The 23826-nt window shown below is 65.2% G+C and carries 18 protein-coding genes; 8 read left to right on the top strand and 10 right to left on the bottom strand.

Features of this window, described 5'->3' with window-relative positions; translation table 11 throughout:
- Window positions 1-6 precede the first annotated feature (6 nt).
- From DJ563_RS02540 to DJ563_RS02520, 5 genes are all read left to right on the top strand, one after another.
- Window positions 7-522, top strand: a complete 516-nt coding sequence (locus tag DJ563_RS02540) for a sigma-70 family RNA polymerase sigma factor (RefSeq protein ID WP_434518754.1) — start codon at window positions 7-9, stop codon at window positions 520-522.
- A complete protein-coding gene (locus DJ563_RS02535) occupies window positions 519-1484 on the top strand; it encodes a FecR domain-containing protein (RefSeq protein WP_434518753.1) in 966 nt (321 codons plus the stop codon). The genes DJ563_RS02540 and DJ563_RS02535 overlap by 4 nt, the downstream gene beginning before the upstream one ends.
- Before the next feature lie 96 nt (window positions 1485-1580).
- Window positions 1581-4058 carry a TonB-dependent siderophore receptor gene (locus DJ563_RS02530; RefSeq protein ID WP_274099863.1) on the top strand — a complete coding sequence of 826 codons (2478 nt, stop codon included), beginning with the start codon at window positions 1581-1583 and terminating at the stop codon, window positions 4056-4058.
- 205 nt (window positions 4059-4263) lie between these two features.
- On the top strand, window positions 4264-7188 hold the full coding sequence (locus DJ563_RS02525) for an aminotransferase (RefSeq protein WP_434518752.1): 2925 nt from the start codon (window positions 4264-4266) through the stop codon (window positions 7186-7188).
- A 23-nt stretch (window positions 7189-7211) separates the two neighbouring features.
- A complete protein-coding gene (locus DJ563_RS02520) occupies window positions 7212-8117 on the top strand; it encodes a LysR family transcriptional regulator (protein ID WP_033699229.1) in 906 nt (301 codons plus the stop codon).
- Window positions 8118-8132: 15 nt separating this feature from the next.
- On the opposite strand, the gene DJ563_RS02515 is transcribed toward DJ563_RS02520, so the two are convergent.
- From DJ563_RS02515 to kdpF, 6 genes are read right to left on the bottom strand one after another with little or no spacing between them, the layout of a single operon-like run.
- Window positions 8133-8828: a response regulator gene (locus DJ563_RS02515; RefSeq protein ID WP_434518751.1), complete on the bottom strand. Its 696-nt coding sequence runs from the start codon at window positions 8826-8828 to the stop codon at window positions 8133-8135.
- The gene (locus tag DJ563_RS02510) at window positions 8825-11479 is read right to left on the bottom strand and encodes a sensor histidine kinase (RefSeq protein ID WP_274100280.1); all 2655 of its coding nucleotides are present in this window, start codon (window positions 11477-11479) and stop codon (window positions 8825-8827) included. The genes DJ563_RS02515 and DJ563_RS02510 overlap by 4 nt, the downstream gene beginning before the upstream one ends.
- Before the next feature lie 54 nt (window positions 11480-11533).
- Window positions 11534-12085: a potassium-transporting ATPase subunit KdpC gene (kdpC, locus tag DJ563_RS02505; RefSeq protein ID WP_434518750.1), complete on the bottom strand. Its 552-nt coding sequence runs from the start codon at window positions 12083-12085 to the stop codon at window positions 11534-11536.
- 10 nt (window positions 12086-12095) lie between these two features.
- A complete protein-coding gene (kdpB, locus tag DJ563_RS02500; protein WP_434518749.1) occupies window positions 12096-14150 on the bottom strand; it encodes a potassium-transporting ATPase subunit KdpB in 2055 nt (684 codons plus the stop codon).
- Window positions 14151-14160: 10 nt separating this feature from the next.
- Entirely contained in the window at window positions 14161-15855 is a 1695-nt protein-coding gene (gene kdpA, locus DJ563_RS02495; protein WP_434518748.1) for a potassium-transporting ATPase subunit KdpA, read from the bottom strand.
- A gap of 9 nt (window positions 15856-15864) precedes the next feature.
- Window positions 15865-15954: a K(+)-transporting ATPase subunit F gene (kdpF, locus tag DJ563_RS02490; RefSeq protein WP_033699240.1), complete on the bottom strand. Its 90-nt coding sequence runs from the start codon at window positions 15952-15954 to the stop codon at window positions 15865-15867.
- Between the two features lie 201 nt (window positions 15955-16155).
- Here kdpF and DJ563_RS02485 point away from each other — a divergent pair, with 201 nt between their 5' ends.
- The 3 genes from DJ563_RS02485 to DJ563_RS02475 all read left to right on the top strand — a co-directional run bounded on the left by DJ563_RS02485 (window position 16156) and on the right by DJ563_RS02475 (window position 20125).
- The gene (locus DJ563_RS02485) at window positions 16156-16653 is read left to right on the top strand and encodes an RNA polymerase sigma factor (protein WP_033699241.1); all 498 of its coding nucleotides are present in this window, start codon (window positions 16156-16158) and stop codon (window positions 16651-16653) included.
- 11 nt (window positions 16654-16664) lie between these two features.
- Window positions 16665-17609, top strand: a complete 945-nt coding sequence (locus tag DJ563_RS02480; protein WP_434518747.1) for a FecR family protein — start codon at window positions 16665-16667, stop codon at window positions 17607-17609.
- A 95-nt stretch (window positions 17610-17704) separates the two neighbouring features.
- A complete protein-coding gene (locus DJ563_RS02475) occupies window positions 17705-20125 on the top strand; it encodes a TonB-dependent siderophore receptor (RefSeq protein WP_274099319.1) in 2421 nt (806 codons plus the stop codon).
- 36 nt (window positions 20126-20161) lie between these two features.
- Here the strand turns inward: DJ563_RS02475 and DJ563_RS02470 are convergent, their stop codons facing one another.
- The 4 genes from DJ563_RS02470 to DJ563_RS02455 form a co-directional block, all read right to left on the bottom strand.
- Complete coding sequence (locus tag DJ563_RS02470; protein WP_033700174.1) at window positions 20162-21208, bottom strand: AI-2E family transporter; 1047 nt, start codon at window positions 21206-21208, stop codon at window positions 20162-20164.
- Window positions 21209-21220: 12 nt separating this feature from the next.
- Window positions 21221-22015 carry a DUF4892 domain-containing protein gene (locus tag DJ563_RS02465; RefSeq protein WP_033699247.1) on the bottom strand — a complete coding sequence of 265 codons (795 nt, stop codon included), beginning with the start codon at window positions 22013-22015 and terminating at the stop codon, window positions 21221-21223.
- Window positions 22016-22124: 109 nt separating this feature from the next.
- Window positions 22125-22979 carry an alpha/beta hydrolase gene (locus tag DJ563_RS02460; RefSeq protein ID WP_274099318.1) on the bottom strand — a complete coding sequence of 285 codons (855 nt, stop codon included), beginning with the start codon at window positions 22977-22979 and terminating at the stop codon, window positions 22125-22127.
- Window positions 22976-23764 carry an alpha/beta fold hydrolase gene (locus tag DJ563_RS02455; protein ID WP_434518746.1) on the bottom strand — a complete coding sequence of 263 codons (789 nt, stop codon included), beginning with the start codon at window positions 23762-23764 and terminating at the stop codon, window positions 22976-22978. Before DJ563_RS02455 ends, DJ563_RS02460 begins: the two co-directional genes overlap by 4 nt.
- Window positions 23765-23826 lie beyond the last annotated feature (62 nt).

Below are 23826 nucleotides of genomic sequence, written 5' to 3'. Positions count from 1 at the left end.
ATCACCATGCCCGCCAACGATCTATCCCTGCGTAGCGCCGTCAACGATCTGTACTGCGAGCACCACGGCTGGCTCAATGGCTGGCTGCGCAAGCGCCTGGGCAATGCGTTCGATGCCGCCGACCTGACGCAAGACACCTTCGTGCGGGTGATCAAGGCACGCAGTGCGCTGGACATCCGCGAGCCGCGCCCCTACCTGTCGAGAATCGCCAAAGGCCTGCTGATCGATCTGATCCGCCGGCGTTCACTGGAGCAAGCCTACCTGGAGGCCTTGGCTAGCTTGCCCGAAGCGCTGCAGCCTTCGCTGGAGGAACAGGCGATTTTGTTGCAGGCACTGGTGGAAATCGACCGCCTGCTGCAAGGGCTTGGCACCAAGGTCAAGCAAGTGTTCATGCTGTCGCAGTTCGATGGCCTGACCTACCCGCAGATTGCCGAGCAACTGAACATCAGCGTACGCAGCGTCAACAACTACATGGCCAAGGCCATGGAGCACTGCTGCTTGATGCAGTTGCAACAGGCATGAGCCTTTCGCCTGCCGAGTTGCAAGCCATCAGCGTCGCCGCCCGCTGGTACGCAAGGCTTCATTCGGGCATCGCAACCGATGCCGACCGCCGCGCCTGGAACGACTGGCTGGTTGCCGACCCGGTTCACCGCCAAGCCTGGCAACGCATGGCCGCCGTGGGCGAGCAGCTGACAAGCGTGCCCGGCGCCCTGGCGGCACCTGCCCTGCGCGGTGCCGAGCGCTCTCGGCGCCAGTTGCTGCGCAGTGTGGTCGTGCTGGTGCCGGCGACGTCGCTGGGCTGGCTGGGTTGGCGCAGCGACACTGCCCAGCAACAGTTTGCCGACTACCGCACCGCCGTCGGTGAACGCCGCGCATTTCGCCTGGCCGATGGCAGCTCGCTGCTGCTCAACACCGACACATCGGTGAACCTCAAGTACGACGGCCAGCAACGGGTGCTGGAACTGCTGCGCGGTGAGATTCTGGTCACCACTGCTGTCGACCCCGCGCAACGGCCGTTCACGGTGCGCACCCGGCATGGCCAGGTACGCGCGCTGGGCACGCGCTTTATCGTGCGCGCCCAAGCGCTGGGCGGTGAAGTGGCGGTCCTCGAAAAAGCGGTGGAAGTCAGGGCGGCCAGCGGTGCTCTGGCCGTGCGTGTGGAGGCTGGGCAATCCATTGCCTTTTCTGACCGCTCGGTGGGGGCACTACGGCGCAACGACGCGTCTGTGGGGGCCTGGCAGCAAGGTAGCATCATTGCCCTCGATCGCCCCTTGGCCGAACTGCTTGCCGACCTGTCGCGCTATCGCACCGGGGTGCTGCGCTGCGATCCGCGCATTGCGCAGTTGAAGGTCTCGGGCGCATTCCCCATCGATGACACCGACCGGGCGCTGGCGGCGCTGGAAAGCGGCTTTGCGCTGCGCGTCACGCGCTTCAGCCGTTTTTGGGTCAACGTGTCACCGCCTGACAGCCCACTGGCGCTGTGAGTTGAAAAAACTTCCGGCGCTTTTGCACTTTTTGTTCGCATCGTTCGGCTCATCCCCCAATGGGATTCATTGATCGTTTTCTGGGGGAGGATTGGCATGTCTGGAGTGTTCAAGCGTGGTCGTCTGGCGACGGCGGTAAAAATCGGGCTGTTGGCGGCAACCACTGCAGGTGCCTGGCCCACGATCACGTTCGCGGCACAGGTGCCGGTGCAGCAGAACGGCGTCAGGACGTTCGACATTGCCGGGGGCAGCCTGACCGAAGTGCTCAGCCGCTATGCCAGTGCAGCGGGGGCTGCGCTGTCGTTCGATGCCAAGCAGACCGACGGCTTGCACAGCGCAGGGCTCAAAGGGGCATTCGGTGTCAGCGAAGGCTTCACCCAGATTCTGGCAGGCAGCGGCCTGCAGGCCGAGCCGCAGTCAAACGGTACCTATGTGCTGCGGGCCGTGCCGTCTTCGGGTTCGGCGATGGAGCTGGGGGCCACCAACATCACCGGCCAGGTGCTGGGCGCGACCACTGAAAACAGCGGCTCGTACACCACCGGCGCGGTGACCATCGGCAAGGGCGAGCACTCGCTGAAGGAGACGCCGCAATCGGTCACGGTGATGACGCGCAAGATGATGGACGACCAGAACCTCTACACCATCGACCAGGTCATGGAGAAGACGCCGGGCATTACCGTGTACGACTCGACCATGGGCGGCAAATACTTCTATTCGCGCGGGTTCCGCATGTCGGGCCAGTACCAGTACGACGGCGTGCCGTTGGACATGGGCAACCTGTATGTCCAGGCCGACAGCTTCAGCAGTGACATGGCGTATTACGACCGGGTCGAAGTGCTGCGCGGCGCTGCAGGCATGATGAAGGGCTCGGGCGGCACCGCAGGCGGGGTGAACTTCGTGCGCAAGCGTGGCCTTGCCGATGCGCATACCGACATCACCTTGTCCGGTGGCAGCTGGGACAACTACCGCGGGCAGATCGACACCGGTGGCCCGCTGAACGCGGCCGGCACCCTGCGTGGCCGGGCGGTGGTGGCCGAGCAGAGCCGGCACTATTTTGTAGACGACGCCAACCGCAAGGACCAGGTGTATTACGGCGCGCTCGACTTCGACCTGAGCCCCGACACGACCCTGGGGCTGGGCGTTGCCTATGAAGATGTCGACGCCAACCCGTGCTGGGGTGGCCTGCCGCGCTACAAGGACCGCAGCGACCTCAACCTCAGCCGCTCGACCTGCCTCGACCCCTCCTGGAACACCTGGCGCAGCAAGCGCACGACCGTGTTCAGCGACCTCACCCACCAGGTCAATGAAGACTGGAAGCTCAAGGTTGCCAGTGTTTATACAAAGAACACCCAGGACATCAAGTACGCGTTCGCTTCGGGCGCGGTAACGCCCGGCATCGACACCACCGGCATGCTGGGCAGCATGTATGACTACGACCAGGTCGACTACGGCCTGGACGCCTACCTGGATGGCAAGTTCGACGCGTTCGGCCAGCAACATGAACTGGTGCTGGGCATGAACGCCAGCCGCTCGAACAAGGACGACTTCTATTCGGTAGCGTTTCTGCCGCAGCGCCAGAATGTGTTCAACCCCGACAAGTTCATCCCAGAGCCCGATGACAGTTACTTCATCGAAAACTCGTCGCGCGGCGGGCCGGTCAAGACCAAGACCACGCAAAAGGGCCTCTACTCGACCCTGCGCTTGAAACTGGCCGACCCGTTGACCGTGGTGGTCGGTGGCCGGGTGAGCTGGTACGACTCCAAGACGGATTCCGTCTTCATCAGAAGCGGTGAATCGCAGCCCTCCAACACCCGTGAGACCGGGCAGGTCACACCGTTTGCCGGCGTGCTGCTGGACCTGAACGAGAACCTGACGGCCTACGCCAGCTATTCGGACATCTTCACCCCGCAAGGCAACTACCGGGCAGAAGACGGCTCCACACTCAAACCACTGGTGGGCCAGAGCTATGAGCTGGGGATCAAGGGTGCCTGGTACGACGGCCGTTTGAACGGCGCCTTCAACCTGTTCCGCACCATTCAGAAAGACCAGGCGCAAACCGACTTCAACTCGTCTTGCCCGTCATCCGATGGTTATTGCTACGTGAACGCCGGCCGGGTGCGTGCCCAAGGGTTCGAGGCCGAGCTCAGCGGTGAAGTGATCGAGCGGCTGCAGTTGCTGGCGGGGTACACCTATACCCAGACCAAGACGCTAGATGATATCGACAGCAGTTTGAATGGCGCGGCGTTCAACAGCTATGTGCCTCGCCATGTGTTGCGCTTGTGGGGTGAGTACACCTTGGGGGGTGCGTTGGAGCGGGTCAGCATTGGCGCCGGGGTGAATGCGCAAAGTGACAACTTCCGGCTTTCGCCGGCCAGTGGCGAGAAGATCAGCCAGGCGGGGTATGCGGTGTGGAACGGGCGGATCGGGTATCGGATCGATGAGACCTGGTCGGTGGCGCTTAACGGCAACAACCTGTTCGACAAGCGCTATTACGCCAGCATCGGGACAGAGACCTTTGGCAACTACTATGGGGAACCGCGTAATTTCATGGTGTCGGTGAAGGCCAGCTTTTGAGGTGAGGTGAAGGCTACAAGGGCATGTCGTTAGATTTGCAGCGCCTATGAGATCGAGCGCCGCCCGCGCGGCGCTCGATCTCATAGGCGCTGCAAATCTAACGACATGCTCCTCATCATCAAAAATTCTGACAACAATCGTCTTCCATCATCAACCAAAACGGGCATAAAGTCCCTACCGCCTCCCAGCACCAACGGTAGCCCCAATGCCCAGCCAAAACCCAGCCGCCCCTGCCCTGGCCACCCTGATCCAGCGCTCCGCCCTGCCCAGCCCTTCGCTAAGCGAAGCCCAGGCGCACGCCTTGCTGCAGACGCATTACAACCTGGCTGGCAACCTGACGTCGCTGGGCAGCCAGCAGGACCTGAACTTCCGCCTGGATTCCCCACAAGGCCGTTTCGTGCTCAAGGCCTGCCACGGCAGCTACGCCCAGGTCGAACTGGAAGCCCAGCACGCCGCCTTGGCCTACCTGCGTGAACAGGGCTTGCCCGTACCCGCAGTACGCCCCGCACAAACCGGCCAAGCGCTGCTGGCACTGGACATCGCCGGCCAACCACTGCGCGTACGCCTGCTCGACTACATCGACGGCCAGCCGCTGACCCGCCTCAAACACATGCCGCCACGCCTGATGGCCGAACTGGGCAAGCTCTGCGCTCGGCTGGACAAAGCCCTGGCCGACTTTGACCACCCAGGCCTGAGCCGCACCCTGCAGTGGGACCCGCAGCACGCCCAGGCACTGATCCAACACCTGCTGCCAGTGCTACAGGACGCAGGCCACCGCGCCCGTGTCGAGCAAGCCACCCAGCTGGCCGCTGCGCACCTGGCGCCGCTGGCCGACCAACTGCCCTGCCAGGCCGTGCACCTGGACGTGACCGACGACAACGCTGTGTGGGCCCGCGATGGCGAGCGCCAGTGGCAGTTGCAGGGCGTGATCGACTTCGGCGACCTGCTGCGCACCTGGCGCATCGCCGACCTGTCAGTGACCTGCGCTGCGCTGCTGCACCATGCCGAAGGCGACCCGCTGCGCATTCTGCCGGCGGTACGTGCCTATCAGGCGCTCAACCCGCTGAACGAAGCCGAACTGCGAGCCCTGTGGCCATTGGTACTCAACCGCGCCGCGGTACTGGTACTGAGCAGCGAGCAACAGCTCGCCGTAGAGCCGGGCAACCAGTACATCCGCAACAACATCGCGCATGAATGGGAAATCTTCGACACCGCTACCGCCGTGCCTTTCGCGTTGATGGAGGCGGCCATCCTGCAGGCGGCCGATCTTCAACCCGGCAAGCCCGAGCTGGCGGGTTGTGCGCCGCTGTTGCCCGAACTGGTCGGCCAGCCGGTCGCACGCCTCGACCTGGGCGTGCTCAGCCCGCACTGCGAAGCGGGCAACTGGGAGCAGCCAGGCTTCGATCAGCACCTGCTGGCCGCACAACCGACCCCGGCGAGCACGCTGCATGGCCAGTATCGCCTGTCACAAACCCATATCGACCGCCCCGAAGAACCTGCCACCTGCGCGCTGGGTGTGGAGTTGCAGGTGCCGAACGGCACCCTGCTGCAGGCACCAGAGGCCGGCACTTGGCAGCGTCACGGCGATGGCCGCGGCTGCCTGCACACGCCGCAGTGGGCCTTGTGGCTAACGGGGCTGGAAGATGCCCCGGTGAATGGCCAAGCCATGGCAAAAGGTCAACCACTGGGCAGCAGCCATGGCGTGCTCAGCGTACAGCTGTGCCTGGATAACACTACCCGCCCTCCCTTCTTCGCCACGCCCTCCCAGGCCGCAGCCTGGTTGGCGCTATGCCCGTCGCCTGCCGCGCTGCTGGGCGTTGACTGCGACGCCGAAGCGCTGCCCGACGCGCAGGCGCTGCTGGCACGCCGCGACGCAAGCTTCGCCCGCTCGCAGAAGCACTACTACGCGCAACCGCCGCATGTCGAACGCGGCTGGCGCAATTACCTGATCGACATGCAGGGCCGTTCGTACCTGGACATGCTCAACAACGTTGCCGTGCTTGGCCATGGCCACCCACGCATGGTGGCCGAGTCGGCGCGGCAGTGGTCGTTGCTCAACACCAACTCGCGCTTCCATTACGCCGCCATCGCTGAGTTCTCCGAACGCTTGCTCGAACTGGCGCCGGAAGGCTTCGACCGGGTGTTTCTGGTCAACAGCGGCACCGAGGCCAACGACCTGGCCATCCGCCTGGCCTGGGCCTACAGCGGCGGGCGCGACCTGCTCAGCGTGCTGGAGGCCTACCACGGCTGGTCGGTGGCCACCGACGCCATTTCCACGTCCATCGCCGATAACCCGCAGGCACTGGAGACCCGGCCAGACTGGGTGCACCCGGTCGAGGCGCCGAACACCTTCCGTGGGCGTTTTCGCGGTGCCGACAGCGCCGCCGACTACCTGCGTGACGTCGATGCCAAGCTCGCCGACCTCGATGGCCGTGGCCGTCAGCTGGCTGGCATCATTTGCGAACCGGTGTACGGCAACGCCGGCGGCATCTCGCTACCCGCGGGCTACCTTGCCGACGCCTATGCCAAGGTGCGCGCCCGGGGCGGCGTGTGCATCGCCGACGAAGTGCAGGTCGGTTATGGCCGGTTGGGCGAGTACTTCTGGGGCTTCGAGGAACAAGGCGTGGTGCCCGACATCATCACCATGGCCAAAGGCATGGGCAACGGCCAGCCGCTGGGCGTGGTGATCACCCGGCGTGAGATAGCCGAGGCGCTGGAGGCGCAGGGCTACTTCTTCTCGTCGGCGGGGGGTAGCCCGGTCAGTTGCCGCATCGGCATGGCGGTGCTGGACGTGATGCAGGAGGAAGGGCTGTGGGACAACGCCCGCGACACCGGGCGCTATTTCAAGGCACGCTTGCAGGCATTGGTCGACAGGCACCCGCTCGCCGGCGCAGCGCATGGCTCGGGCTTCTACCTGGGCCTGGAGCTGGTACGCGACCGGCAGACGCTGGAGCCGGCGACCGAGGAGACCCTGCTGCTGTGCGATCGCCTGCGCGAGCTGGGCATCTTCATGCAACCGACCGGCGACTACCTGAACATCCTCAAGATCAAACCGCCGATGTGCACCACCCAGGCGAGCGTGGACTACTTTGTCGACAGCGTGGACCGTATCCTGTCGGAGGACCTGTAGCCCGCCTAGGAGGGGTTCTGACAATGGCCTTTACCAGCGACTCTCTTGCAGTCTTTCTGGCGGTACTGGAGGCAGGGTCGTTTTCTGCAGCCGCACGCAAGCTGGGGCGCGTGCCTTCGGCCGTGAGCATGGCCATCGCCCAGCTGGAAGCAGAACTGGACCTGGCCCTGTTCGACCGCGCCACACGCAAAGCCTTGCCGACCAGCGCAGCACTGGCGCTCGAACCGCAGGCCAGGCAGGTGATCTGCCAGCTCAACTTGCTGGACGCCCAGGCGCTGCAACTGCACAAGGGGCTGGAAAAACGCCTGACCATCGCCATGGCGCCTGAGCTGCAGACCGGCCGCTGGAGCCAGCCCCTGGAAACCCTCGCGCAGGAATTCCCCAGCCTTGAGATCGAAGTACGTTCGGCCACCCAAGCCGAGGCCATTCGTTTGCTGCACGATGGCAGCGTGCAGTTGGCCCTGGTATTCGAACGGCCCGGGATCGATGAGCGCGAGTCGTTTCTTGAAGCCGGCAGCCAACTGCTGGTAGCCGTTGCTTCACCGCGCCACCCCGCCGGGCGCAACAACGGCACGCCGCTGCCGGAAGAGGCGTTCGCCGAGCAACGGCAAATCATCGTGGCCTCCGGCAAAGCCACCGGCTCCGACCCGCGCATGGTGCTGTCGCGGCGGATCTGGCTGACCGACAGCTACCTGGCGACGCTGGACCTGGTGCAATCCGGCCTGGGTTGGGCCTACCTGCCGCAGCCGCTGGTTGAGCCGTTGATTGCCTCGGGCGCATTGGCCGAGGTGCGCTTCGACAACATGGCCAGCCGGTTACGCTTGTGGGTCGACATCATCTGGGTCAAACCGCGGCCCTTGGGCCTGGGCGCGCGGCGCTATCTGGAGGTCATGCGCCAGCTGTTCGAAAAAGAGCCGCCCAGGGCCTGATGCCACCCCGTCCGCTCACGAGCCTGGCGCTACCAGCCTGTAGCCTACCCCCGCCTCGGTGATGATGAACCGCGGCGCCATTGGGTCATCCCCAAGCTTCTGGCGCAGATGCCCGACCACGATGCGCAGGTAGTGGGTATCGTCGACATGGGTCGGCCCCCAGATGTCCTTGAGCAACTGCTGCTGAGTAATCACCCGGCCCGGGTGCGCGGCCAACTGGGCCAACAGCGCATACTCCTTGCGCGTCAACGCGACCTCCACGCCCTCCAGGGTCACCCGGCGGAAGGCGAAGTCCACGGTCAACGGCCCGAAACTGGCGGCCACCTCACCGCCACCGGCCTGCGGCACCTGGCGCAACAGGGCACGCACCCGCGCCAGAAACTCCTGAATGCCAAACGGTTTGGTCACATAGTCATTGGCCCCGCCGTCCAGTGCATCGACCTTCTGCACCTCGCTGGCACGCACCGACAGCACCAGCACCGGCACCGCGCTCCATTCGCGCAACTCACGCAGCACCTGCTGGCCGTCCATGTCCGGCAGGCCGAGGTCGAGCACCACCAGGTCAGGCTTGCCCAAGGCGGCTTGCGCCAGGCCCTCGCCGCCGGTGGCAGCCTCGAGCACCTTGTAGCCTTGGGACATCAGGCTGATACGCAAGAACTTGCGGATCTGCGGCTCGTCGTCGATGACCAAAAGGGTGGCGGGCTGGCTCATGGGGTTTCGCTTTCAGCTTCGGGTTGAGGGGGCAGCGGCAAGCATAGAGTGATGCCGGTGCCCTGGCCATCGATGCCGTCACCCACCAAAATCTGCCCGCCATGGGCGCCAATCATGCCCTGGCAGATGGCCAGGCCCAGGCCGGTGCCCTGCCCGCCTCGATCACCACGGGCGGCGGTGTAGAACATGTCGAAGATCTTCTCCCGCTCCGCCAGGGGAATGCCGGGGCCCTGGTCGCGCACGGCCATGTGCAATTGTGCGTCCATCACCGACACCTGCAGCTCCAGCCGACCGTTGGCCGGCGAGAAGCGTGCGGCGTTCTCCAGCACATTGACCAGCGCCTGCTCGATCAATGCCGCATGGACAAACAGCAACGGCAACTCGGCCGGCACCAAGGTGTGCACGCGCAATGGCGCCAACACCACGCGCAGGCGGTTGAGCGCGCTGCCAACGATGTCTGCGGGGGCTACCCAGTCACGGGCAAGCTTGAGGCCGCCGTGGCCCAGGCGGGTCATGTCGAGCAGGTTCTGGATGTAGCGGTCCAGGCGCTCGGCCTCGTCGCGCGTGCCTTCCAGCAGTTCGCGCCGGTCTTGTTCGGGGATCGCCTCGCCCAGCGCCAGCAAGCTGTCGATACTGCCGCGCATGGCGGTCAGCGGCGTACGCAGGTCGTGGGACACCGACGCGAGCAAGGCGCTGCGCAGTTGTTCGGTTTCGCCGTGCAGGCGCGCGGCCTCCAGCTGTTCGGCCAGCCGCGCGCGGGCCAGCGCCTGGGCCAGCGGCTGGCCCAGGGCCGTGAGCAGGCGCCGGCGCGGGTCACTGAGCGGGTCGCCAGTGCGCGAGCGCACGCCGAGCAGGGCCAGCGGCTGCTCCTCCACCGCCAAGGGCCACCACCACCAGCGGCCATTGGGCAAGGTATCGCTGCCTTGGCCGGCCGCCTGACCGTGTTGCCAGGCCCAGTCGGCAGCGGCCCGTTCGTTGTCGCTCAGCGCGTGGGCTTCGCCACTGGCCACGCGCAACAGGCCCTCGGCATCACGTTCGAGCAAGCACACGTGCAGGTCCTGCCAGCCGTCCAGGTGCTGGCCGGCGGCGTTGAACACTGCCTGGCGGTCGGTGGCAACGGTCAGCCGACGCGACAGGTCGAGCAGTTGGCTGGTCTGCGCCTGGGTTTCGCGCAGTGCCTGCAACTGGCGGCGCTGACGGGCCGCCAGGTTACCCGTGAGGGCGGCCATGAGCAGGAAGAACACCAGGGTCAGTACGTCTTCTTCGCGCTGGATGCTGAAGGAGAAATTCGGCGGGATGAACAAGAAATCGTACGTCAGGAACGACAACGCCGCACACGCCAGCGCCGGCCCCAGGCTGCTGCGCACCGCCACCAGCAACACCGCAGCAAGAAACACCAAGGAGATATTGGGCAGCGCCAGCACGCTCGACACCGCCCAGGCCAGGCCGGCCGCCATGACGGTGGCCAGCAGGGCCAGCAGATAATGCCGCCACACCCACACACGCTTGACCGCCGAGCGGGCCGGTTGCGGCTGGGCATCGCGGTCGAGCACGTTGATTTCCAGCCCATGGCTTTCGCGCAACAGCCGCGCCGCAACCCCCGCCCCCAACAGGCGCCGACGCAGGCGATCGCGCGACTGCCCCACCAGCACCAGGCTGGCCCGGCGTTCGAGCGCATGCTGAATCAACGTGCGCGCCACTTCGCCGGCCCGCAACAGCACCACTTCGCCCCCCAGGCGCTCGGCCAGTTGCTGCGCAGCCTGCAAGCGCTGACGCGCCGCCTCGTCACGCAGGCGACCGTTGTCCACGTGTACCAGGCTCCAGGGCAAGTGACGGCGCTGAGCCACCCGGCTGGCATGGCGCACCAGGCGTTCGGCCTGGTCGTCGCCATCGACGCCGACCAACAGCCGCCCGCGCAAGGCAGGAGCTTCCTGGCCGCGCTGGCGATAGCCGTGGGCCAGGTCGGCATCGACCTGGGCGGCGGCCGTCTGCATGGCCAGTTCGCGCAGGGCGGTCAGGTTGGTCTGCGAGAAATACGCATCGATGGCCGCCCGCGCCTGCTCCGGCACGTACACCTTGCCTTCTCGCAGGCGCTCGAGCAGTTCGCGGGGCGGCAGGTCGATCAGCACCAGTTCGAAAGCTTCCTGCAGCACCCAGTCCGGCAGGGTTTCACGCACCTGCACGCCGGTGATGTCGCGGACCTTGTCGTTGAGGCTCTCCAGGTGTTGCACGTTGACTGTGGTGTAGACGTCGATGCCGGCGGCGAGCAGTTCCTGCACGTCCTGCCAGCGCTTGGCATGGCGGCTGCCGGGTGCGTTGGTGTGCGCCAGCTCATCGACCAGGGCCAGGGCTGGCGCCGCGCTGAGCAGGCCGTCCAGGTCCATTTCCTCAAGCGTGACGCCGCGGTAATCGCTGCGCAGCAGCGGCTGCTGGGGCATGCCGCCGAGCAGCGCTTCGGTTTCGGCGCGGCCGTGGGTCTCGACCACCCCGGCCAGCACCTGCACGCCCTGGCGTTGCTGGGTGTGGGCGGCTTGCAGCATGGCGTAGGTCTTGCCCACCCCGGGTGCGGCGCCGAGAAACACCTTTAGCCTGCCGCGCCCAGCGCGCGGCAGGTTGGCCAACAGCGCGTCTGCGCGGGCGGAATCACTCATGTGTCATCCTTCAATAATGCGGCGATCGTTGGGCCTGCGTTGCAGGCCCCCGTCTCAATGCCCCAACGTCTCCAAGGCCTGGTTCAGTGCCAGGACGTTGACCACAGGCGGCCCGATCAATGGGTGGAGGGTGGCCTCTTCAAGCAAGGCTTGCAAGCGCTCCTCCGGCACCTTGCGGGCCGCAGCCACACGCGGAATCTGGTAGGCCACGGCCTGCGGCGGCAAATGCGGGTCCAGGCCGCTGCCCGAGGTCGTCAGCAAGGCTTGAGGCACCGGGCCTTGTTGCGTTCGATACAGCGCGCCAGCATCACTGGCCACCCGCTCGGCCAAGGCCGGATTGCTCGGCGACAGGTTGCTGGCACTGCTGGCAACCGTGGCATAGGCCCCTGCCGAAGGCCGCGAATGGAACCAGCCATCGCCTTGGAAATCCTGGGCGATCAGGGCCGAACCGCGCACATGGCCCTGGGCGTCGCGCACCAGGCTGCCGTTGGCCTGTTCAGGGAAGGCGACCTGGGCGATACCGGTCACCGCCAACGGATACAGTGCGCCAGTGAGCAACGTCATCAGCAAGGCCAGGCTCAGGGCCGGGCGTACATAAGCGTTCATGGCGGCCTCCTCAGACCAGGTGCAGGGCATTGAGCAGCATGTCGATCAGCTTGATCCCGGCAAACGGCACGATGATGCCGCCCAGGCCGTAGATCAGCAGGTTGCGCCGCAACAGGTGGGCCGCGCTCGCCGCCTGCACCCGCACACCGCGCAAGGCCAACGGAATCAGCGCGATGATGATCAGCGCGTTGAACACGATCGCCGACAGGATCGCGCTCTGCGGGCTGGCCAGGTGCATCAGGTTGAGCACGCCCAGCTGCGGGTAGATGGCGGCGAACAAGGCCGGCAGGATGGCGAAGTACTTGGCCACGTCGTTGGCAATCGAGAAGGTGGTCAAGGCGCCGCGGGTCACCAGCAGTTCCTTGCCGACCTGAACCACATCCAGCAACTTGGTCGGGTCGCTGTCCAGGTCGACCATGTTGGCCGCCTCGCGGGCCGCCTGGGTGCCATCGTTCATGGCCATGCCGACGTCGGCCTGGGCCAGCGCCGGGGCGTCGTTGGCGCCGTCGCCGCACATGGCGACCAGGCGGCCGTCGTTCTGCTCCTGGCGGATCCGCGCCAGTTTCTTCTCTGGGGTGGCCTCGGCCAGCACGTCGTCGACCCCCGCCTCGGCGGCAATGGCAGCGGCGGTCAGCGGGTTGTCACCGGTCACCATCACGGTGCGGATGCCCAGCTTGCGCAGCTCGGCAAAGCGCTCGCGAATACCCGGTTTGACCACGTCCTTGAGGTGGATTACCCCAAGCAGGCGTTTGTCGACACACACCAGCAGCGGTGTGCCGCCACTCTGGGCAATCCGCTCGACCTCGCGGGCCAGCGCGGCGGGCATTTCCAGGCGCTGCATGCCGACAAAGGCCAGCACCGCATCGACCGCGCCCTTGCGGTAGCGATGCTGCTGGAAGTCGATACCTGACAGGCGCGTCTCGGCGCTGAAGGCAATGGCTTCGAACTGCCCGGCGACCGGTTCGACAAAGTCGTGCAACTGACGCAGGTACTCGACGATCGACTTGCCTTCGGCGGTGTCATCGGCCAGCGAAGCGAGCAAGGCGCCCTCGCCCAGCTCCTTGGCGGTTACCCCGGTGGCAGCATGCAGGGCACTGCAACGGCGGTTGCCGAAGGTGATGGTGCCGGTCTTGTCGAGCATCAGTGTATGCACGTCGCCAGCGGCTTCCACCGCGCGGCCGGAGCGGGCGATGACATTGAGCCGGACCAGGCGGTCCATGCCGGCAATGCCGATGGCCGACAGCAGGCCGCCAATGGTGGTGGGGATCAACGTCACCAGCAGCGCGGCGAGGAAGATCAACGGCAGGCTACCGCCGGCAAAGTGGGCGAACGGCTGCAAGGTCACCACCACGACCAGGAAGATCAGGGTCAGGCCAATCAGCAGGATATCCAGGGCAATCTCGTTAGGCGTCTTCTGCCGCTTGGCCCCCTCGACCAAGGCGATCATGCGGTCCAGGGTCGATTCGCCCGGGTTGCTGGTGATGCGGATCAGCAGCCAGTCGGACACCAGCCGCGTGTTGCCGGTCACCGCCGAGCGGTCGCCGCCGGACTCGCGAATTACCGGGGCAGACTCGCCGGTGATGGCCGCCTCGTTGACGGCGGCGATGCCTTCGAGCACTTCGCCGTCGCCGGGGATCAGTTCACCGGCGACCACCTTGACCACGTCGTCCTTGCGCAACGCGGTGGCGGCGACCGTCTGGAATACACCCGCGCTGTCGCGACGCTGGGCGGTGAGCCCCTGGCTCCCCGCCTTGAGGCTGTCGGCGCGGGCCTTGCCTCGGCCTTCGGCCAGGGCTTCGGCGAAGTTGGCGAACAACACGGTGAACCACAGCCACAAGGCGATCTGCACCGCAACAGCCGTGCTCACGCCACTGCCAGGGGCAATGCACAGCACGGTGGTGAGCACCGCAGTCAGGGCAACCACCAGCATGACCGGTGAGCGCTTGAGCTGGCGCGGGTCCAACTTGACGAAGGCCTGGACCAGGGCCGGGCGCCAGAGCGCGGCGAAGCGGGTCTGGTCCTTGGCGTTGCGAGGGGCTTTTACATCAGCAATGGGCATGTTCATGGTCGGCTCCTCAGAAGCCCAGGCTCAGGTGTTCGGCAATCGGCCCAAGGGCCAAGGTCGGCAGGAAGGTCAGGCCCCCCACCAGCAGGATGGTCACCAGCAGCAGGCCGGTGAACAGCGGTCCGTGGGTGGGGAAGCTGTTCAGCCCTTGGGGCGCACTCTTTTTCGCCGCCAGGCTGCCGGCCAGGGCCAGTATCGGCAGGATGTAACCGAAGCGGCCGATGAGCATGGCCAGGCCGATCATCAGGTTGTGGTACACCGTGTTGGCACCGAAACCGGCAAACGCCGAGCCGTTATTGGCGGTGCCGGAGGTGTAGGCGTACAGCAGTTGGCTGAAGCCATGGGCACCCGGGTTGCTCACCGCAGCCGCCGGGCCCGGCAGGCTGGCGGCGATGGCGCCCAGCACCAGCACGCCAACCGGCATCACCAGCAAGGTCGCCACCAGCAACTGCACTTCACGCGCCTGCAGCTTCTTGCCCAGGTACTCCGGCGTGCGGCCTATCATCAGGCCGGCCAGGAACACGGCGATCAGCACGAACAACAGCATGCCGTAGAGCCCCGCGCCCACACCGCCGAAGATCACCTCACCCACCATCATGTTGACCATCGCGACCATGCCGGTCAGCGGGTTGAGGCTGTCGTGCATGGCATTGACCGAGCCATTGGAGGCAGCGGTGGTGGTCACCGTCCACAACACCGAGCCGGTGGTGCCGAAGCGGCTTTCCTTGCCCTCCATGGGCGCGCTCTGTTGAACCTGTGGGCTTTCAAGTGCCAGGTTGGGCTGGTGTTCGGACCACAACGCGGTAGCCCCACCGATGAGGAACAGGCTCAGCATGCAGGCCAGAATCGCCCGGCTCTGGCGCAGGTCCTTCACGTAGTGGCCGAAGGTGAACACCAGCGCCACCGGGATGAGGATGATCGAGGCCACCTCGAACAGGTTGCTCCAGGCACTGGGGTTTTCGAACGGGTGCGCCGAGTTGACGCCGAAGAAGCCACCACCGTTGGTGCCCAGTTGCTTGATCGCAATCTGGCTGGCCGCCGGGCCAAGCGGAATGGTCTGCTCGCTGCCTTGCAAGGTCAGCGCATGAGCGTAGTCGGCAAAAGTCTGCGGCACGCCCTGCCAGACCAGCAGTAGCGCCAGCACCAGGCACAGCGGTAGCAGGCCGTAGAGGGTGGCACGGGTCATGTCGACCCAGAAATTGCCCAGGGTGGCGGTCGAACGACGGGCAATGCCGCGGCACAGGGCCACGAGTACCGCCAGGCCAGTGGCGGCGCTGACGAAGTTCTGCACAGTCAGGCCGAGCATCTGGCTCAGGTAGCTGACCGACGCCTCGCCGCTGTAGCCCTGCCAGTTGGTGTTGGTAACGAAGCTCACGGCGGTGTTGAACGCCAGCGACCATTCCTGGCCGGGAAGGTGCTGTGGGTTGAGCGGCAGATACCCCTGCAGCAACAGCACGGCAAACAGCAGCAGGAACCCGACCAGGTTGAAGGCCAGCAAGGCCAGGGTGTATTGCTTCCAGTTCTGCTCCTGGTCGGCGTGAACGCCCGCCAACCGATAGCAGCCCTGCTCCACCGGGCCCAATACCGGTGACAGCCAGGTGCGCTGGCCTTCCATCACCTTGTAATAGAACCGCCCGAGCCAAGGTGCCGGCAGCAGCACGATGACGAAAAACGCCAGTAACAAGGCAAAGTCGTAACTGTGCATGGCCACTCCCTAACTGCGATCGGCGCGCAGCAGCGCCACCAGCAGGTAAATAGCCAATGCCACTGCCAGCAGCAGTGACAGCCCGTCGAGCATGTTCATGTGTGAAGCTCCCCGTGGTGCGGCTTGGGCCGCTTTGAGGGAATTGTCCGAGGGAGGGGCGTAAAGGGGCGAGATCGAGGGGTGAGGTAAGGCATAAAGAATGCGTAAAAACGCGAGGTGACGCGCGAAAAACACCAATCAAAACAATTCTCATTTGTGCTATTTTGCCGCCCTCGTTCACACGCCCGCTAAGGTGGCCCCATGTCCGGTTCAGATCTCAAGGCACTCTACCTCGCCCATCGCGAGGAGATTCAGGAGTACCTGGACCGCCGCCTGCGTTGCAAGGAAACCGCCGCCGACCTGACCCAGGACGCATTCATACGGCTTTCCGAGCAGATGGGCCGCAGCCGCATCGAGAACTTTCGCGCTTACCTGTTTTCCAGCGCACGCAACCTGTTCATCGACCACACCCGCCGTCAGCAACACCGCAAGAGCGAGCCGCTCGACTCGCAGGAAGCGCACGCGACGGCCCAGCCGAGCGCAACGCTGGAACAGGCCGCCATTGCCAATCAGCAACTGGCCGCGCTGAACACCGTGATCCAGAACATGCCTGCACCGTGCCGCGAGGTGTTCCTGATGGTACGGGTCGAAGGCATGACCTATGCCGACATCGGTACACGGCTTGGCATCTCCCCCAAGACGGCGTACAGCCGTATGGTGAAGGCACTGGAATTGTTGAAACAGGGCATGTCCCAGTGAAGCCGGAGCCGATGGATCACACCGCTGCCGATGACATCAGCCACCAGGCCAACGCCTGGTTTGCGCTGTTCCACGGCGGTGCGCCCACACCTGAGCAACGGGCGGCATGGTCGGCGTGGATGGCCGCTGATGTTCGCCATGCCCAGGCCTATGCCGAACTTGAAAACCTGTGGGCCGCTTCGGCGCTGCTGCTGCAACCCCAACGCGCTGCCCCTGCGGCCCCGTCACGCCTGTCCAGGCGCCGCTTCGTCGGCCTGGGGCTGGCCGCCAGTGCTGCTGCAGTGACTGCAGGCGCCGGCACGTTGTGGCTGAACGGCATGGACTCACCGTTCGCCGACCTGCGCACCGCCGTGGGCGAACGCCGCATCGCGTACCTGCCCGACGGCTCGACGGTCGAAATGGCCGGCCACACGGCGATGAACCTGGACTTTTCAGCGACCCGCCGGGCAGTCGAGCTGCTTCACGGCCAAGCGTTTTTCAGGGTTAGGCCGAGCGCTGCGGGTGAGTTCAGTATCAACACCCAAGCTGGGCGACTGCACACCCGTGAAGGCGAGTTTTGCGTGTCGTGCGAAAACGACGCGGGGCTGGTGGCGGTTAGCCAAGGGCGTGTGCAAGTGCTGACGGCCGGGCAGCAGACAGAGCTGGAAGAAGGCCTTTCGCTCAGTTTCAGCGCCCGTGCGACGGGTGACATACAGCGTGCGGAGCTGGCGCAGATGCTAGCCTGGCGCAATGGCCGGCTGGTGTTCTTCAATGAGCCACTGCTGACCGTGGTCGATGCACTGCAGCGTTGGCGCAAGGGCCGGATTTTCATCATGGACAAGCAACTGGCCGCCCGACGCGTGAGCCTGATTCTCAACCTCGACCACCCCGACCAGATGCTCGATGTGCTGTCCCGGGCCCTTGCCGTACGCACCACGCGCTACACCGACCTGGTCACGCTGATCTACCCCGCCTGAAAAATTTCAAAGCGCCATCAGACATTCCGATGCCCCATGCGTCTTAACGGCACTGAGATTTATTCGCATATCCGTACTGCATGGGGCACGCCTGAATGGCCAACCGACACAAACTGCACACCACACTTCATCCACACTGGCAGCGCAAGGCACTGGGCGCAGCACTGGCCTGCACGTTGCTGGTCGGTAACCTCCAGGCGCAGGCCGCACCTGGGCAGGCCCCTGCGAGGTCGATGCAGCAACTGTCACTGAACATCCCGGCACAGCCGTTACGCCAGGCGTTGCTGGTGTTCAGCCAACAATCCGGGCAGAACGTGCTGCTCGACGGCAACGTCGATGCAACCCTGCGCAGCCCCGCCGTGGTAGGCCGTTTCTCGGCCGAAGAGGGCCTGGCCAGGTTGCTGCAAGGCAGTGGCTACAACTTCGCCCGCACCGACGCGGCGACGCTCTACCTGGTGCCCAGCGAGACGCAGAGCCAGGGCAACGAAGTGCTGCTGGCGCCCACCCAGGTCCATTATCAACTGGCCCAGGCTGATGAACAGCGCCCTGGCTATCAGGGCAAACCCGCCTCCAGCACCACGCGCCTGGGCCTGAGCAACCGGGAAACCCCACAGGCGGTGTCGACCGTTACCCGCGAGCAGATTGACGATTTCAAGCTCAACAGTGTGAAAGATGCACTGCGCAACGCCCCCACGGTCACTGTCGAACAGTTCGAGACCGACCGCACCGCCTTCACCTCGCGCGGTTTCACCATCGACAACTTCGAGTACGACGGCATGGGCATGCCCTTCTCATCCGGTGTGCTACTGGGTGACCAGGACTTGGCCGAATTCGAGCAGATCGATGTACTGCATGGCGCCAACGGCCTGATGAGCGGCGCAGGTAACCCGTCTGCCACGGTCAACTTCGTGCGCAAGCGCCCGACCGACAGCTTCCAGGCCAGGCTCAACACCAGTGTCGGGTCATGGGACAACCGCCGGGTGGACGTCGATGTCAGCGGCCCGCTGAGTGACAGCGGCAAGGTGCGCGGGCGCTTCATCTACGCCCATGACAAGGGCAATTCGTACCTTGATCGCTACAGCCACGAAATCAATGTAACAGCAGGCCTGCTGGCCTTCGACCTGTCAGACGCCGACACCCTGACCGTCGGGTTTTCCGAACAGAAGAGCGATTCCAACGGCAGCACCTGGGGTGCCCTGCCGATGGCCGACTACGCGGGCAATCCCATCCACTACAGCAGCCGCAGCGCCAGCATCGGCCAACCCTGGACCTACTGGAACATCCACACACAACGGGCGTTTGCCGAGCTGGCGCACGACTTTGGCGCGGGGTGGAAAGGCAAGGTCACCGTGACCGGGACCAATCAGCATCAGGACACCCAGATGCTCTATGCCATCCCCGCCACCGCCGACGATGTGTTTGCCTACATCAACCGAACCACCAGCACCGAGCATCAGCTCACCGGCGAAGCACAGTTGTCTGGGCCTTTCGCGCTGCTGGGTCGCCAGCATGAACTGACCTTGGGCGCCAACTATGGCCGCAGCCGCCACGATGAGCGCGGCTACTACCGCAACGCCTCCGGCAATGAGATCGTCAGCCTTGCCGACGCACTTGCCGGGGCAGTCGTAAAACCACCTTTGACGTACACCGATGAGCTCAATACCCAGCATTTCACCGACCGCCAGAAAAGCCTGTATGCCGGCGCGCGCTTCAGCCTGACCGACGACCTGCACTGGATCGCCGGTGCCCGTATGCTCAGCGCCGACGGTGAGGGCATGGGCTATGGTGCGGCGCACGACACCCGGGTGCACGGCAAGGTGACGCCCTATACCGGGCTGGTCTACGACTTGAATGATCAGTGGAGCCTTTATGCAAGCTGGGCCGAGATCTTCAAACCGCAGTACCTGCGCAGCTCGGCCGGGGGCGTGATCGAACCGCTGGAAGGCAAAAGCACTGAAGTGGGCGTGAAGGGCAGCCTGCTCGATCATCGGCTCACCGTCACTGCAGCAGTGTTCAAGACCGAGCAGCAAAACGTGGCGGTGACCACTGGCGAGATCATCAACGGCCAGTACGCTTACCGTGGCGAAGACAACAACAGCCGGGGTGTGGAGCTGGAAGCTTCCGGTGAGGCGATGCCAGGTGTGGAACTGGCCGCAGGCTACACCTACGTGCACATCGAGGATGACGACGGCGAGAAAACCCGTCGATACGTGCCAAGCCACACGCTGCGCGGCAGTGTCACCTACCGCCTGCCCGGCATGCCGCAAGCGCGCGTAGGTAGCCGGGTGCAGTGGCAAAGCGCGACCGAGGCCGATGGTAACAGCCGCGTTCGGCAAAGCGCCTACGCCCTGGTCGACCTGATGGGCAGCTACACGTTTGACGAAAACTGGAGCGCTTCGCTGAATCTGAACAACGTCTTCGACAGGAAATACCTGTTGTCGCTGTACCAGTCGGCGGGGTCCACCAACTTTGGCGCACCACGCAATCTGACGGCTTCGGTGACGTGGAAGTACTAGCAACTGCTGCAGGCGCGGCCCCTCGCAAGGCCGCGCCTACGGCGTCTGCTGCTCGGCGTTGCGGCTCCAGTCCAGCAGCAGGCTGTACCCTACCGCCAGCAAGGTCGGCCCGATGAACAGGCCAATGAAGCCAAAGGCGATCAACCCGCCGAACACCCCGAGCAGCACGATCACCAGCGGCAGATTGCCCCCTCGGCTGATCAGGTAGGGCTTGAGCACGTTGTCCACGCCGCTGATGACGAAGGTGCCCCAAATGCCCAGGAAGATCGCCATGCCGTAATCCCCCTTCCACACCAGCCAGGCCGTCGCCGGGATCCACGCGAGCGGCGGCCCCATCGGGATCAGGCTGAGCATGAAGGTCACCAGGCCAAGCACGATCGCCCCCGGCACGCCAGCAATCAGAAAGCCGATCAGCGCCAGCAGGGCCTGGGCCGCTGCGGTGCCGATCACACCGTTGACTACCCGCTGCACGGTGCCGGCAACCAGCTCCAGGTAATAATCGGCGCGGTCCCCCGTCAAGCGCTGCAGCAGGCGCAGCACGAACGCCGACAAACGCGGGCCGTCACGGTAGAAGAAGAACACGAAGACCAGGCTCAGGGTGAGCTCCAGCACGCCGCTGCCGATCTGTGCGCTACGTGCCAGCAACCAGTTGCCCACCTGGCCCAGGTAAGGCTTGATCGACGCGATCAGCGCCGCGCCCTGCTGGTCGAGCGACTGCCACCAGTTGACCATGCGCTCCCCCACCAAGGGGACGCTGCCGAGCCAGGCCGGTGCATCGGGCAGGCCATCGACCTGCACGTCACGGACAAACGCCGTGGCATCACGGATATGGTCGGCCAGGTTGAACCCCAGCCACACCAGCGGCAAGGCCACGATCAGGATCCAGGCCGTGGTCAGCAGGCTCGCCGCCAGGGTTTCGCGCCCACCCAGCACGCGCGTCAGCAAGCGCATCAGCGGCCAGCTGGCGAAGGCCAGAATGGCGCCCCACAGCAGCGCCGAAATAAACGGTGCCATGACCCACAGGGCAGCACCGAGCAGCGCCAGCAGCACGATCTGGACCAGCAGGCGGTCATTATTGGCCATGGTGACGCTCATTCAACGGATCAGTTCCAGGTGCAGGCCTTCGGTGGCTGCGGTACCGACTTCAAGGCGGCTGCTGCGCACGCCTGCATTGACCAAGGCCTCGCGCCAGGCCTCGGCGTTGGCGCCACTGAGGCTGGCCCGCAGGGTGCTGTCCAGGTTCAGGCTGCGCCCAAGCAGGGCCACCCAGGCCGGTTGCGGCGTACTCAGGTCAGGGTAGTCGAGTTTGCCGGTGTCGCGCATTTCGCGCAGCACCGTGCCGGCGGTCGGCAGCAACTCGCCAAGCGGGCTGGCGGCGACGAACTCCTCGACATGCAGGTAGGCGCGGCGGTTGCCACGGGTGACGCTGTACAGGGCGACCAGGGTGTCGGCCTGTTCGGCCGAGCGACGCAACAGAATGAACGCTTGCTGCTCGTCACCGCCGTTCAAACGGGCATTGGCGAATACATCGTTGGCCCACAGGCTGGCCTCGCCGCAATCACGGCCCTGGCACCAGAACAGCGGGTAGCCGCCGTCGTGTTGCAGCGCTTCTCGAGCACTGGTGAACGCTTCGCGGGCGCTGCGCTCGACCGGCAGTTCATAGGTGACCGAACTGACCTGGCCACGGCTTTCGACCTTGTCATCGACCCGCAGGCGGCCGCTGATCTTGCGCAAGGGCCCCATGGGGTAGACGCGCTCCTGCTCCACTGCAGGGCGTTGATCGACCACCTTGGCGTCCACGGGGACGGGCAGGTTGTCGGCCCACAGCAACGGGCTGGCGAGCATCAGGCAGGCGGCGAAGGTGGTGCGGAGGGTAACGGGCGCGCTCATCGGCAGCCCAGTCGGTGCTTGGCACCGAAGTTATGGTCCAGCGTGTCTGGCATTTGCATGGTTGTCTCCCTGTTCAACCCGCCAAGCCTCGGCACTTGTCCGGTGCAAGTCAAGCAAAGCCAAAGAAGCGATTGATACAGTCTGCGACAAGGGCCGCGCCCTGTTCATCGTTCAGGTGCAGATGATGACCACCGGGCAGCGTCACCTGCTCAAAGGGTAGCTGTTCCAGCAACTCGGTGTGGCGCGCCAGCATGCCATCGGCAGCCACCACCAGGCAGGCTGGGCAACTCACCCGCCTGACATAGGCCATGGCCTGGGCGTGGCTCAGGCGTGTAGGGGATGGCAAGGTCAGGCGGCTGTCACTGCGCCAGCTGTAACCACCCGGCACGGGCATCAGCCCACGCTGGGCCAACAGCTCGGCCGCTTCGCGACTGACCGCGACCATGCCCTTCATACGCGCCTGCACGCCCTCCTCCAGCGCCGGGTAAACGGACTTGCGCTTGCCGTCCAGGCGCAACTGCGCCTGCAATGCCATGCCCAGGCGTTCGCCTGCGTCCTGCTCGGCGCCGGTGGGTGGGATGACCCCGTCGATCAGCGCCAGGTGGCTGATGCGCTCCGGCAAGGCGCCCGCCAGTTGCACCGAAATGATCGCCCCCAGCGAATGGCCCAGCAGGGCAAACCGCTGCCACCCCAACTGCTCGGCAACCCGCAGCACATCGTGGGCATAGTCGGCCAGGGCATAACCCGCCCCGAGGGGCCGATGCTCCGAGTAACCATGCCCGGCCAGGTCCAGGGCGACGATGCGCAGGCCCTGCAGCCGCGGCGCCAGGCGGGCGAAGCTGTTGGCGTTGTCCAGCCAGCCGTGCAGGGCGATCACCGGCAGCCCGTCCTCGGGGCCGAACAGGTGAGCAGCCAGCTCGATATGGCCCAGGCTCAAGCGGATTTCCTGCATGTGCGCGCTCATGCCTGGCTCCAGCGGTCGAACAGGCCCTTGATCAAGCTGGCGGTGTCGGTCGGGCGCTCCAGCGGGAACATGTGCCCGCCCGGCACGCTGTGGTACTCACCCTGTGCCATGCCGCGCACCGCCAGCGCGTGATGACGGCGGATCACGTTGCTGCGCTCACCGCGGACCATCGCCAGTGGCACCTGCAATTGCCGGGCAGGCGCAGGGCTTGCGTGGGGGATGCTGCGATAGATACTGATCTCGGTAGCCGGGTCGAAACGCAGGCGCAAGCCATCCTGGGCAGGCTCCAGGCCGTGCTCCAGATAAGCTTCGAGGCAATCGGGGTCAAAATGCCGGAACAAGCGCTTGCTGGCGAAGTAGTCCCGTGCGCTGTCGCGATCGGCGAACGCCTCGCGGCGCCCCAAGGTACGGCCTGCCGGGGTGATACGGTCGATGAAGCCAAAACGCTTGGCCGTGCGCAGCAACCATTGATCGGCGCGGGTCAGCACTGGCGAGTCGAGCATGACCAGCCCGCGGTAGTACTCGGGGCAACGCAAGGCGGCATGCAGGTGCAGCACCCCGCCCAGCGAATGGCCCACCGCCCAAACCGGCGCGTCTTGTTGCGCCAGATGGTGCAGCAGCTCATCGACCAGGTTCTGCCAGTTTTCGTTCACCGGGAAGCGCGGGTCGTGGGCATGCTGGGCCAGGTGGCGGACCTGATAGTCTGGCGCCAGGGCGGCGAACAGCTTGCCATAGGTGGCAGACGGGAAACCATTGGCGTGGGCGAAGAAGATGTGCTGCGACATGGCGCCTGGTCCGGACGGGGATGATGGCCCATTGTCTGCATCGCGAGGCCGCTCGGCAATGT

The organism is Pseudomonas sp. NFX1 (assembly GCF_051123555.1).
Lineage (GTDB): Bacteria > Pseudomonadota > Gammaproteobacteria > Pseudomonadales > Pseudomonadaceae > Aquipseudomonas > Aquipseudomonas capeferrum.
The sequence above is the reverse complement of the archived record's forward strand: the minus strand, read 5'-3'. Positions and strand labels throughout refer to the sequence as shown.